General features: G+C 69.9%; 11 protein-coding genes. 4 read left to right on the plus strand and 7 right to left on the minus strand.

What is annotated here, in order from left to right; all coding sequences use genetic code 11:
* Positions 1–33: 33 nt before the first annotated feature.
* The 3 genes from LGR54_RS19890 to purE form a co-directional block, all read right to left on the minus strand.
* Entirely contained in the window at positions 34–1,038 is a 1,005-nt protein-coding gene (locus LGR54_RS19890; RefSeq protein WP_230363711.1) for a sulfite oxidase heme-binding subunit YedZ, read from the minus strand.
* A 111-nt stretch (positions 1,039–1,149) separates the two neighbouring features.
* Positions 1,150–2,226: a 5-(carboxyamino)imidazole ribonucleotide synthase gene (locus tag LGR54_RS19895; protein WP_230363712.1), complete on the minus strand. Its 1,077-nt coding sequence runs from the start codon at positions 2,224–2,226 to the stop codon at positions 1,150–1,152.
* Complete coding sequence (gene purE / locus LGR54_RS19900; RefSeq protein ID WP_230363713.1) at positions 2,226–2,741, minus strand: 5-(carboxyamino)imidazole ribonucleotide mutase; 516 nt, start codon at positions 2,739–2,741, stop codon at positions 2,226–2,228. Before purE ends, LGR54_RS19895 begins: the two co-directional genes overlap by 1 nt.
* Positions 2,742–3,051: 310 nt before the next feature.
* Between purE and LGR54_RS19905 the strand changes: the two genes are divergently transcribed.
* Both LGR54_RS19905 and LGR54_RS19910 read left to right on the plus strand, forming a co-directional pair.
* A complete protein-coding gene (locus LGR54_RS19905; protein ID WP_230363714.1) occupies positions 3,052–5,160 on the plus strand; it encodes a murein L,D-transpeptidase in 2,109 nt (702 codons plus the stop codon).
* A 263-nt stretch (positions 5,161–5,423) separates the two neighbouring features.
* Entirely contained in the window at positions 5,424–7,079 is a 1,656-nt protein-coding gene (locus tag LGR54_RS19910) for a DUF882 domain-containing protein (protein WP_230363715.1), read from the plus strand.
* 146 nt (positions 7,080–7,225) lie between these two features.
* Here the strand turns inward: LGR54_RS19910 and LGR54_RS19915 are convergent, their stop codons facing one another.
* From LGR54_RS19915 to LGR54_RS19925, 3 genes are all read right to left on the minus strand, one after another.
* Entirely contained in the window at positions 7,226–7,507 is a 282-nt protein-coding gene (locus LGR54_RS19915; RefSeq protein ID WP_214007227.1) for a DUF2312 domain-containing protein, read from the minus strand.
* Between the two features lie 159 nt (positions 7,508–7,666).
* Positions 7,667–8,008 carry a DUF1244 domain-containing protein gene (locus LGR54_RS19920; protein ID WP_230363716.1) on the minus strand — a complete coding sequence of 114 codons (342 nt, stop codon included), beginning with the start codon at positions 8,006–8,008 and terminating at the stop codon, positions 7,667–7,669.
* 17 nt (positions 8,009–8,025) lie between these two features.
* The gene (locus tag LGR54_RS19925) at positions 8,026–8,898 is read right to left on the minus strand and encodes an N-formylglutamate amidohydrolase (protein ID WP_255607755.1); all 873 of its coding nucleotides are present in this window, start codon (positions 8,896–8,898) and stop codon (positions 8,026–8,028) included.
* A 152-nt stretch (positions 8,899–9,050) separates the two neighbouring features.
* Here LGR54_RS19925 and LGR54_RS19930 point away from each other — a divergent pair, with 152 nt between their 5' ends.
* Positions 9,051–10,343, plus strand: coding sequence for a glycerate kinase (locus tag LGR54_RS19930; RefSeq protein ID WP_230363718.1), 1,293 nt, complete (start codon positions 9,051–9,053; stop codon positions 10,341–10,343).
* Positions 10,312–10,836: a DUF1036 domain-containing protein gene (locus LGR54_RS19935; protein ID WP_370638241.1), complete on the plus strand. Its 525-nt coding sequence runs from the start codon at positions 10,312–10,314 to the stop codon at positions 10,834–10,836. Before LGR54_RS19930 ends, LGR54_RS19935 begins: the two co-directional genes overlap by 32 nt.
* Positions 10,837–11,286: 450 nt before the next feature.
* On the opposite strand, the gene LGR54_RS19940 is transcribed toward LGR54_RS19935, so the two are convergent.
* Complete coding sequence (locus LGR54_RS19940) at positions 11,287–12,786, minus strand: Do family serine endopeptidase (RefSeq protein ID WP_370638242.1); 1,500 nt, start codon at positions 12,784–12,786, stop codon at positions 11,287–11,289.
* Positions 12,787–12,794 lie beyond the last annotated feature (8 nt).

The following is a 12,794-nucleotide window of genomic DNA, read 5'->3' on the forward strand; positions in this document are numbered from 1 at the left end:
TACCGGGTTCGCCCGGCGCCGCAGTGCGCTCGATCATGTAACCGCGCTGGAGGCTCGCGCGCGCCGGGCCGGCAGCGGCCGGATCCGCAGCGCCGCCTCGCTCGCCAGCGCCACCGCGATGCCGAGGCCGGCGACCCACCAGGCCGGGCGGATCGAATAGGAGAAGGCGAGGTTAGCCGCGAGCACCCGCTTGGGGTCGATGCCGGTGGCGGCAAGATACCAGCCGGCTTCCAATAGCGCGGTGGCGAGGCCGGCACTGACGGCGAGCAGCACCAGCGCCAGCAGGCCGGTGCCGTGGCCGTAGCGCTGCAGCACCCGCCAGCCCATCAGCCAGAGGAAGAAGCCGGCCATCAGCGTCGGCTCGGTGACGTCGAGCTTCTGCTGCATGAAGAAGTGCAGGATGGCGAGCGCGGTGATGGGATAGGCGAGGAGATGCAGCCGCCGCCAGCGCTCGGCGCCGAGCCGGGCCACGGCGCCGTCCCAGGAGGTCGAGGACAGAGCGAGGAGGCCGAGCAGCGCCACGAAGCCGATGGTGAGGTAGATGCGCAGCACGATCTCCCGCACCACCACCGAGAACGAGCCCATGTCGATGCAGTAGAGGCCGAAATGCACCGCCACCAGCGCGGCGGCGCCAAGGCCGAGCGTGCGGCGGGCGTTCAGGAGCTTCGGCCAGTTGAACAGCCGACGCGCCGGGGTGACGGCGAGGGTGATCAGCAACAGCCGCACCGCCCAGTCGCCGAGGAAGCGCAGCGTTTCGACCAGTGGACGGGCGCCGAGCGCCGGGCCGCCACCCAGCCCGCCGGCGGCGCCACCGCCGAGGCCTCCCGCCGCGCCGGGGCCCAGACCGGCATTCAGGCCCGGCCCGCCCAATCCCGGCGCGCCGAGGCCGAGCGGATCGGTCGCCGCGAGGTCGCCGCGCAGGATGCGCGCCGCCAGCAGCGCGAAGGGCAGCAGCACGAAGAGCAGGGCGGCGATCTTTTCCGGGCTCCACCGGTAGGGAGAGCCTTTGGCGCCGGAGCGTTCGCGAAGAAAGGGCATGACGGCTCGCTGCGTGTGAACGGGAACACACTACAGATATGCCAAGCGATCCGTCTTCATTTCGGCACGGCGCCGCACGTCTTCGTGAGGCGACTGCCCGCGTCGTCTTCGCTAGTCGGCGAAGACGCGGGTGACGTGGCCCATCTTGCGGCCCGGCCGGGCTTCCGCCTTGCCGTAGAGGCTGAGCATGGCGCCGGGCTCGGCGAGCACGGCGGGCCATGTGTCGGCCTCGTCGCCGATGAGATTGGTCATCTCGACCCGGGCGCCGAGCCGCCCGACCGCGCCGAGCGGCCAGCCGGCGATGGCGCGCACATGCTGCTCGAACTGGCTGGTGCGGGCGCCGCCCAGCGTCCAGTGGCCGGAATTGTGCACGCGCGGGGCGATCTCGTTGACGACGATGCGCTCGTCGGCGCCCGTGCCGACCACGAACAGCTCGACCGCGAACACGCCGACATAGTCGAGTGCCGTGCCGATCCGCCGGGCGATGTCATCCGCCGCGGCGACGGCGGAGGTGCCGAGCGCGGCGGGGACGGTCGATTTGTGCAGGATGTGGTGGCGGTGCTCGTTCTCGGTCACCTCATAGGCGGCCACGGTGCCGTCCTGTGCGCGGGCGGCGACCACCGAGACCTCGCGCTCGAACGGCACGAAGCCTTCGAGGATCGCCGGATGCCGGCCGATGGCCTTGAACGCGGCGGCCGCGTCGTCGCCGGGGCGGATCATCACCTGGCCCTTGCCGTCATAGCCGAAGCGGCGGGTCTTCAGCACCGCCGGCCGGCCGATGCGGGCGAGCGCTGCCTCAAGTCCGGCCTCGTCGTCCACCGCCGCAAAGGGCGCGACCTCGATGCCGAGGCCGGCGACGAAGCTCTTCTCGGCGAGCCGGTCCTGGGTGATGCCGAGCGCCTTGGCGCCGGGATGCACCGGCACGAAGGTCGCCAGATGCCCGGCGGTGTCGACCGGCACGTTCTCGAACTCGTAGGTCACGACGTCGACAGCGCGGGCGAAACGCTCCAGTGCCGCGAGGTCGTCATAGGCGGCCTGCGTGTGGGCGTCCGCCACCTGGAAAGCGGGGCTGCCCTCTTCGGGTGCGTAGATATGCGCCTTCAGCCCCAGCGGGGCGGCGGCGAGGGCGATCATGCGGGCGAGCTGGCCGCCGCCGAGAATGCCGATGGTCGAGCCGGGCTTCAGCATCAGACCGGCTCGCTCGAGGTGGGCTCGAAGGCGACCGAGGCGCTGCGGGCGGCGCGCCAGGCGGCGAGGCGCACCGACAGTGCCTCGTCGGACAGCGCCAGTATGGCGGCGGCGAACAGGGCGGCGTTCACCGCGCCGGCCTTGCCGATGGCGAGGGTGCCGACGGGAATACCGGCCGGCATCTGCACGATGGAATACAGGCTGTCGAGGCCCGACAGCGCCTTGGATTCCACCGGCACGCCGAGCACGGGCAGCGTGGTCAGCGAGGCGACCATGCCGGGCAGGTGGGCCGCGCCGCCGGCGCCGGCGATGATCGCTTTGTAGCCGGCCGTCTTGGCGCCCTTGGCGAAATCGAACATCCGCTCCGGGGTGCGGTGGGCGGAGACGATGCGGCAATCATGGGCGATGCCGAGCTCGTCGAGCGTCTGGGCGGCGTGACGCATGGTCTCCCAGTCGGACTGGCTACCCATGATGATGGCGATCGGCCGCGTATCGGCGGTCGTGACGGCAGACATGTACGGCCTTCCCCCGGAAAAGAAGGCGCGGATTATAGGAATCCCCCTCCTTGCGGCAAGGGAAAACCGAGGGTGTCCTCACGAAGGGTGGGGGTGGGCGGTGGTAATTTTATGCTTAACGCCGCCTTTACCCGTAGCCGCCAAAGTGTCGCCGACAAGGCCCTTCCGCTCACCTTCCCGATGTTGCGCCGAAGCGACGGCTTCGGGGCATCGATCTTTTGTCGGTTTTGTGAGTTGAACGGCCGAGGTATTGGGGGACAACAGGGACAGGGTCCCGCCCCTGAACGGGTGACGGCGAGGAGCGGAGAGCATGATGTCCGGGCATGTGGGTGGCGGTGTGGAACCCCGTCTGGCGGCGATGGCGCGTTCCTGGCTGGCCGGCACGGCGATCTGGCTGGCGCTGGGCGTGCCCGGCGCCTTGCTCGCGGGCGGCGGCGGCGCGCTGGCGCAAAGCGTGCGGCTGGCCAATCCCGCCGGCGCCGGCGTCGAGCAGGGGCTGCATTCCCTGCCGGGCACCCGCACGTCCGGCGTTCGCGCCGGCAACGGCACCGGCGACATGGTGCATGCCTTCGATCCCGCCGCGGCCGGCATGCGCAAGGCCGGGCAGGGCGCATCGCTGCTCGCCGCGCTCGGCGGCACGCCGGCCCCCTTCGACATGAACGGCGTGCGCAGCCAGCCGCCGATGGTCGAGCCGGCGCCGAGCGAGGCGGCTCCCGCTGCGCCGACCACGCCGGCGGCGACCTCGCCCGCCACCACTCCTGCGCCGGCGATCGGCGCCGGTGCGCCCGCCCCGGGCGCCGCCACTCCCGGTGCCGCCCAGCCCGCCGAGGCGACGCCGGCGGCGGCGGCCAATGCCACCGCGACTGATCCGGGCGCTTCCACGCCGGTGGCCGCGCGAATCGGCGAACTGATCGCCGACCAGCTGCCGCGCTTCACCGCGCGCACCAATGAGCAGGAGGCGCTGGCCGCCTTCTATGCCGCGCGCCAGTTCCAGCCGGTCTTCACGGCCGGGACGACGTGGTCGCCGCTCGGCACCGCCGTGCAGCAGCAGATCGCCGCCTCCTGGAAGGATGGCCTGCAGCCGGCCGATTACGAGGTGCCGGCGCTCGCCGCCCATCCGGGCGACACCGAGCTCGCCACCGCCGAGCTTCGGCTCGCCGCGACGCTGATGCTCTATGCCCGTCACGTGCAGAGCGGGCGATTCGATCCCAAGCGGCTTTCGGCGAATGTCGATCCCTCGCCGACGGTGCCCGATCCCAATGCCGTGCTCGCCGGGGTAAGTGGTGCGAGCGATCCGCGCGCGGTGCTCGCCTCCTTCGCCCCGCAATATGACGAATACCGTCTGCTCAAGGCACAGCTCGCCAGCATGGACGGCCAGCGCCACGGCGTGGCGCCGCCGGCGCATGTGCCGGCCGGCCCGACGCTGCGCCCCGGCGACGAGGATCCGCGCGTGCCGGCGCTGCGCGCGCGGCTCGGCGTGCCCGGCGCACCGGACGACACGGTGTATTCGCCCGATCTGGTCGAGGCGGTGCGTGCGTTCCAGAAGTCGGTCGGCGAGCGTCCCGACGGCGCGATCGGCCCGATGACGCTGGGGGCGCTGAACGGCGCCAGCGAGGACCGCACCGCCGACATCGTCGCCAATATGGAGCGATGGCGCTGGCTGCCGCACGAGGTGGCGCCGACCTATGTGATCGTCAACATTCCCGAATACATGGTGCGCATCGTCGTCAACGAGCAGGCGATCCATGAGACGCGGGTCATCGTCGGCAAGCCGGAGAACCAGACGCCGCTGATGACGGAGAACATGCAGTACACCGTGTTCAACCCGTCCTGGAACGTGCCGCCGGGCATCATGCGCAACGAGATGCTGCCCAAGCTGCGTTCCGATCCCTATGCGCTGTCGCGCCAGGGCATCGACGTGGTGCGCAATGGCCGGGTCGTCGACCCCGGTTCGGTGGACTGGAGCCGGGGGACGCAGGGCTATTCCTTCCGCCAGCCGCCGGGTGAGCGCAACGCGCTCGGCAACATGAAGTTCATGTTCCCGAACAAGCACTCGGTCTATCTGCACGACACGCCGAATCGCACCCTGTTCGCGCGCGACCAGCGGGCCCTCAGCCATGGCTGCGTGCGCGTGCACGAGCCGATGAAGTTCGCCGAGGTGCTGTTCTCGCTCGGCTTGCCGGGCGAGGGGTGGAACGAGCAGCGGATCGGCAAGCTGATCGGCGGCAAGGAGAAGTATCTCAACCTGAAGCAGCGCTTCCCGGTGCACCTCGCCTATTTCACCACCTATGTCGACGGCGACGGCCGGCTGGTGACCCGCCCGGATCTCTACGGCACCAATGCCGCCACCAAGGCGATGCTGGGAATCGGCGGCGCCTCGCAGATGGCCGATGGCGGTACGCCCACGAAGAAGCGCTGATTGCCGGCAGATGTGACGGTAATACTGTGATCATGCGGACACGGTGGGCAGAAAAATGGCCTCCCGTGGTCCGGTTTGACGCATTTTTGTTGATGCGGCACTCTTTCGCCACAGTCGCTTTCTAGCCAGAGAGCCAATGAGTGCGGGGGTTGGGCCGTAAACGCGCCCTTAACCAAACCTGACAAGACTATGTTCACCATGTCCGAACCGGCGACGACGCCGGCTCGTCTCAAGGAAACGTTCGCTTATCGGGTTTGGGGTTCGTGAGCATCCATCAACGCTTCCATCGCATCCGACTGCCGCGCCTTCCGTCATCCCGCCTTCTCAAGGCGGCGGCGCTGGCCGCCATGGTGACGGTATGCGGCACCGACATGCTGCAGGACGCCGTGGCGAATGGCGACACCCGTACGCTGACGCTGCATCACGTCCATTCCGGCGAGAGCGCCACCGTCACCTTCAAGCGGAACGGCCGCTACGATCCGGCCGCGCTCCGCCAGCTCAACGTCCTGTTGCAGGATTGGCGCCGCAAGCAGCCGACCAACATGGACCCGCAGCTGTTCGACATCGTGTGGGAGGTCTATCGCGAGACCGGCGCCACCGAGCCGATCCAGGTGATCGGCGGCTTCCGATCCCCCGAGACCAACGCCATGCTGCGCGCCCGCTCGCGCGGCGTTGCCCAGACCAGCCTGCACATGCAGGGCAAGGCGATGGACTTCTACATTCCCGGCGTGCCGCTGGCGAAGATTCGCGAGGCCGGCCTGCGGCTGCAGCGCGGCGGCGTCGGCTTCTACCCGACCTCCGGCTCGCCCTTCGTGCATCTCGACACCGGCGGCATCCGCCACTGGCCGCGCATGAGCCGGCCGGAACTCGCCCGCGTCTTCCCCAATGGCAAGACCGTGCATATCCCCACCGACGGCAAGCCGATGGCGGGCTATGCGCTGGCGCTGGCCGAGGTGGAATCGCGCGGCAAGGAGCCGGGCGGCGCCGGCGGCGCCTTTGCCGGCCTCGGCGGCGGCAACAATCCCAAGCCGAAGAACCTGTTCGCGTCGCTGTTCGGCAAGGGCGACAGCGAGGATGACGAGGAGAGCGCGGCGCCGGCCAAGGTCGCCGCCGCCCCGACGCGCCCCGCTCCTGTGGCGCCGGCGCAAGCCGCTCCGGCTCCCGCTCCGGTGGCGGTCGCCGCCGCCGAGCCAGCCGACATTCCGCTGCCGCAGCCGGCACCGCAGGCGCGCAACGCTGCTGCCCAGCAGCCCGAGACGCCGGCGACCATTCCCTTCGCTGTGGCGACTGCCGCTTCGGCGCCGGCTAGCCCGGCACTTGCCGTGCCGCTGCCGGTTTCCCGGCCCGGCGATGCGCCGAAGGCGGGCACCGTGGTCGCCTCGCTCGCGCCGGTCTCCGTGCCGCTGCCGGCCGCCCGGCCGCGCGAGGTGGGTCCGCTGCCCGAGATCTTCGTCGGCAACGGCGCGAACGGCCAGGTGCCGGCGCTCGCCTATGCCTCGGCTACCGCCGGCGTGTTCCCCTCCGACCGGCTGCAGCCGGGACGCGCGGCGCAGCCGGCGCAGGTGCCGGGGGTGAACGCCCCGGCGGTCGCCAATTCCCCGGCCGCCGCCCCCGCGCCGCATGCCGCGACCCGCACCGCCGCCGCGCCCAAGGCCGCCGCTTCCTACACCTCGGAAATGCAGGCGGAGATTCGCGGACTGTTCCTCAGCCCGACGGTCGCGACGCATGTGGTGATGCGTACGCCGGAACTGCGCCGCTTCGCCGCCTTCGTCGCGCCGCCGCGCCAGGTGGTGGCGGCCGGCTTCGGTGCCGATGGCTCCAACGGCCTGACGACCAGCCGCTTCAGCGGCGCCGCCGTGGTGGCGGTGCCGGTGATCGCGGTGATCGACGGGCCGGCGCCGCTCGCCCGCAAGCTCTGACGGAGGAGCCGGCTCTAGCCGGCTGTCCGGGCCGTCTGGCTGACGACGCCCTTGCTCATGAAAAACGGCCCCGGCTCGAACAAGCCGGGGCCGTTTTCATGTCGAGGCGGCGAGGACCGGCCGGCGGTGCCGGCCGGGTGGCGCGCTCAGTTGCCGACCATGCCCAGCGCCTGGAGATAGAGGTCGACGATCGCCTCGTGCTCGGCGCGCTGGTCGGCGTCCTGCTTGCGAATCTTGAGGATCTCGCGCAGCGCCTTGACGTCGAAGCCGGTGCCCTTGGCCTCGGCGAACACGTCCTTGATGTCCTCGGAGATGGTCTTCTTCTCCTCCTCGAGACGCTCGATGCGCTCGATGAAGGATTTCAGCTGCTCCTTGGCAAAGCCGGCGGCGGCATCGGAAAGCGGCTGGTCGTTCGGAATATCGGACATGGTTTCTCCCGCCGGAGCGATCCGGCTCGTCGGGTGATGAAAATCGGGGGGGCGATCAGGAGCGGATGCGTCCGCCGGCGTCAAGTTCGACGGTGGAAGGAACGGGCGGCTGCGCCCGCTATCCACCGCCATGCACAGCTGGGCGAGGGAAGGAAGGTCTTAGTGACCGGGTCCCTTGAAGGCGGCCTTCTGCTGCGGGCTCGCCTCGGCCTGGTGCTTTGCCTTCCATTCCTCATAGGGCATGCCGTAGACGATCTCGCGGCTCGCGTCCCTGGTCAGCGGCAGGCCGCGCTCCTGCGCCGCGTCGAGATACCAGTTCGACAGGCAGTTGCGGCAGAAGCCGGCGAGATTCATCAGGTCGATGTTCTGCACGTCGGTCCGCGTGCGCAGATGCGCGACGAGGCGGCGGAAGGCGGCGGCCTCCAGCTCGGTGCGGGTCGCCTCGTCGAGGGCGACGGGGGTGGAATCAGAGGTGGGAGTGGACGAGGTGGGAGTGGACATCGGATCCTCCTGCCGCGTCAGGCGGCGGTCAGTTCGGGAAGGTCGAGCGGGGTCACCGGCCCGGTGCGCGAGCCGAAGAACTGCCGCTCATGCAGATCCTCGTTCGCGAGGATGCCGGGCAGCAGCCGGGCCAGCCGGTCGGCCCAGGCGATCTGGCCGTCGAGGTCGGCGATCAGGTCCTGGCGGATCTCGATCAGCACATGGGCGAGCCCTGTAGCCGTGCCGTGGCGATAGAGGCAGTCGTTCTTCAGCGCGCCGTCATAGGGTTCGTTGTCGCCGACGATGAGGTCGCCCTCCGCCTCAAGCCCTGCGATCAGCGGGCGGGCGAAGCGCGGGTCGGCGTCCCACAGCAGCGCGACATGCCAGGGACGCGGCGAGCCGCGCCAGACCGGTGTGAACGAATGCACCGAGAAGATCGCAGGCGCCATGCCGGTGGCGTTCATGCGGGCGATCTCGGCGGCGATGGCGTGGTGATAGGGACGGTGGAAATGGTCGAGCCGGTAGTCGATTTCGGCCGCGTCGGCATGGCGGTTGCCGGGGATGATGGCGCCGTCCGACAGCCGCATCACCAGCGTCGGGTCGTCCTCGCCGCGATTGGGGTCGATCAGCAGCCGCGAGAAGTGCGACAGCACCGCTGGGCAGCCGAGCGCGCTGGCCAGCGCCCGTGTCACCCCCGCCCCGCCGATGTCGTAGCCGATATGGCGCTCCAGCTCCGCCGGCGGCAGGCCGAGCGTGCCGTAGCGCGCCGGAAGCGCGTTCGAGGCATGGTCGCAGATCAGCAGCAGACTGGCCGCGGCATCGCCCTCGATGCGCTCGAAGGGACGGAAGTCGCCATCCGCCGCATCGGCGTCCACGACGGCTTGTGCATCGGAAGGATCGGGCCGGCGCATAATTCCCCTATGCTACGAAAGTGGCGGCAGAGATAGTGACGAGCGGGCTCAGGTGCCATAGGAATACGCCCGTTTCGCGTCGCGCGGGAACCGGATTCGACCGATCCGCGCGCAAGAATGAAAGCCCGGCAGGGCAGGGGTCAGGGGTTGCAATGACGGACGGTTCGGCGCGCGCGTTTCTCGACAAGCTGTTCTCGGCGGCGGTGGCTGCCGCCCATCCCTCCACTTGCCTGCCCCCGGCGCTGCCGCCGCCGCCCGCCAATGGAAGGCTGATCCTGCTCGCCGCCGGCAAGGCGGCCGGCTCGATGCTGGAAGTCGCCGAATCCTACTATCTCGACCAGCTGGGCTTCGATCCTGCCCGTCTCGCCGGCATCGGCGTCGCCCGCCATGGCTATGGCCGGCCGACGCGGCTGCTGGAAATGGTGGAGGCCGGCCATCCGGTGCCGGACGCGGCGGGTCTCGCCGGTGCGCAGAAGGCAATCGACCTCGCCGCCTCGGCGACCGCCGACGACCTGGTGCTGGTGCTGCTTTCCGGCGGCGCCTCGGCGAACTGGATCGCCCCGGCCTATGGCGTCGAGCTCGACGACAAGCGGGCGCTGACCAAGGCGCTGCTGCGCTCGGGCGCCAACATCACCGAGATCAACACCGTGCGTAAGCACCTCTCGCGCATCAAGGGCGGCCGGCTCGCCGCGCTGGCCCAGCCGGCGCATGTGGTGACGCTGTCGATCTCCGATGTTCCGGGCGACGATCCGGCGGTGATCGGCTCCGGCCCCACCGTGCCGGATCCCTCGACGCTGGCCGAGGCGCGCGACGTGCTGGCGCGCTACCGCATCGATCCGCCGCCGTCGGTCGCGGTCGCGCTGCGCGACACCGCCAATGAATCGCCCAAGCCGGGCGACGCGGCCTTTACCAATGCCGAATATCACCTGATCTCCCGGCCGGCCGACAGCTTCGTCGCCACCGAGAAGCTGGTGCGCGAGGCCGGCTACGAGCCGGTTCTGCTCGGCGACAATCTCGAGGGCGAGGCCCGCGAGGTGGCGGCGGCGCAGGCGGCGAAAGCCAGGGAATTGAAGGCGGCCGGCCGCAAGGCGGTGCTGATGTCCGGCGGCGAGCTCACCGTCACCATGCGCGGCAATGGTCGCGGCGGGCCGAACCAGGAATTCGCGCTGGCGCTAGCGGTGGCGCTGGAAGGCGCCAGCAATATCTACGCGGTGGCTGGCGATACCGACGGCACCGATGGCGGCGGCGGTGACGCCACCGACCCGGCCGGCGCCTATGTGCTGCCCGACACGCTGAAGCGTGCGGCCGCCGCCGGTCTCGATCCTGCCGCCTTTCTCGCCAATAACGATTCGACGAGCTTCTTCGAGGCGATCGGCGATCTGCTGGCGCCGGGCCCCACCTGCACCAACGTCAATGATTTCCGTGCCGTTCTCGTCGATCCCTGAGCTGTGGAAGTCGCGCCGGCTGGCGCGGCTGGGCCTTGCCGTGCTTGCCGCCCTGCCGGTCGTCGCCGCGCTGGCCCCGACCCCGGCGGCGGCGGATTTCCGCCTGTGCAACCGCTCCGGCAGCCGGGTCGGCATCGCGCTCGGCTACAAGGATGGCGAGGCCTGGGCGACCGAGGGGTGGTGGAATCTCGCCCCGAAGAGCTGCGAGACGCTGCTGCGCGGCGATCTGGTGGCGCGGTTCTACTACGTCTACGCGGTGGATTACGACCAGGGCGGGGAATGGTCGGGCAAGGCCTTCATGTGCACCCGCGACAAGGAATTCACCATTCGCGGTATCGAGAACTGCCTGGCGCGCGGCTTCGACCGCACCGGCTTCTTCGAGGTCGACACCCAGGAACAGAAGAGCTGGACGGTGCAGCTGACCGACGGCGACCAGAAGCCCACCGCGCAGGCCGGTGGCGTGCCGCCGCTGCCGCCGTCCAAGGCGCCCTGAGTTTCCCGCTTATCTGCTGCTCGCCGGTCGGATCCGGCCGCTGGCCCGTCGCTGCCCGAGAAGATGTCCGGCGGCCGGCATCAAGGGCTTGAGCGTCACGCCGCCCCAAGCCCTTGATGCCGGCAAGGGACCGGGAGCTGGAGGCCGCAAGCCGTCCGCCGCGACAGGCAAGGGAAGTTCCCGGCCTGCTTGGCTCGGCAAAAACCGGTTGCACCACCCACATGACCGCTTCCCCCGGCTATCGGGTAGCGAAGCATGTGGCTTGGCCGCCGTCATAAAATTCGTCTGCCGATCCGGTCGTTCCCGATGCCCGCGTGATCTCCCGTGGCCGCGCTGCAAATCCGGTCACAGGGGAACTGGCGGTATCCGCCCTGGGCTGGGCCGGCGAGCGTGCCGCCAGCGGGGCGGCCCCCGACCCCTTCCGGTGGAAAGGGCCGGGCCGTGGGCGTCTCAGTCCACCGGCAGCGCGGTGAAGCGCACCTGGCCGTCGGCGTCGGAGATCATCAGCAGCGCCGAGCGGCGGCCGTCCTTCTTCAGCGTCGCGATGCGGTTCTCCACGTCCTTCGGCGTGCCTGTCGCCTCCTGGTTCACCTCGACGATGAGGTTGCCGGCGACGAGGCCGCGATCGGCGGCGGGGGTGTTGGGTTCCACAGCCACGATCACCACGCCCTTGGCGTCGTCCTTCAGCTTGTACTTGGTGCGTAGCTCGGGGGTGAGCGCGGCGATCTCCAGCCCCATCAGCTTGGTGGTGGCCGTCGGCGCGGGCGCCGGCTTGTCGGGAGTCGCCGGAGCCTCGCTGTCGGCGGTCTTGTCGTCCTCTTCGAGGCGGCCGACGGTGAGCTTCAGCGTCTCTTCCTTGCCCTTGCGGATCACCACGACGTCGACCTGCTTGTCGACCGGGGTATCGGCGACGATGATCGGCAGGGCACGCATGTCCTTCACGTCCTTGCCGTCGAACTTGACGATGACGTCGCCGGCCTTGATGCCGCCCTTGGCGGCGGGGCCGTCATCGGTCACCGAGCCGACGAGGGCGCCGCGCGTCTTGCCGAGCGACAGGCTCTCGGCGATCTCGTCTGTCACCTGCTGGATGCGCACGCCGACCCAGCCGCGCCGCGTCTCGCCGAACTCCTTCAGCTGCGCGATCACCGGCACCGCGGTGTTGGCCGGCACGGCGAAGCCGATGCCGATCGAGCCGCCCGAGGGCGAGATGATGGCGGTGTTGATGCCGATGACGTTGCCGTCCATGTCGAACAGCGGGCCGCCGGAATTGCCGCGGTTGATGGCGGCGTCGGTCTGCAGGAAATTGTCGTAGGGGCCGGAATTGATGTCGCGGTTGCGCGCCGAGATGACGCCGACGGTCAGCGTGCCGCCGAGGCCGAACGGGTTGCCGATCGCCATCACCCAGTCACCGACCCGCAGCACGTCGGAATCGCCGAACTTCACCGAGGTCAGCGTCTTGCCTTCCGGCGGGGTGACCTTGAGCAGCGCGAGGTCGACCTTGGTGTCGCGCCCGACCAACTCGGCCTTCAGCTTCGAGCCGTCGGCGAAGTTGGCATAGATCTCGTCGGCGTCGGCGATGACGTGGTTGTTGGTGACGATGAAGCCGGTCGGGTCGATGACGAAGCCCGAACCGAGCGAGGACACACGGCGCGGGCGTCCGCCACTATTATCGTCGCCCTGCTGCTGGCGCCGCTTGAAGAACTCCTCGAAGAATTCCTCGAAAGGCGAGCCCGGCGGCAGTTCCGGGGTCGGCACGCTGCGCGAGGGCGCGACCGTCTGCGAAGTGGAGATGTTGACCACCGCGTCCATCACCCGTGCGGCGGTGTCGGCGACGGTGTCCGGACCCTTGGTGGCGGCGGCCATGGCAGGCGCGCCGAACAGCAGGGAGAGGCCGAGCATCGCGGCGAGCGACAGGCTGGAGAGAGCGGCGCCTCGATGGGGTGCGGACATGGTGCCTC

Source organism: Ancylobacter sp. Lp-2 (assembly GCF_020523795.1).
GTDB lineage: Bacteria > Pseudomonadota > Alphaproteobacteria > Rhizobiales > Xanthobacteraceae > Ancylobacter.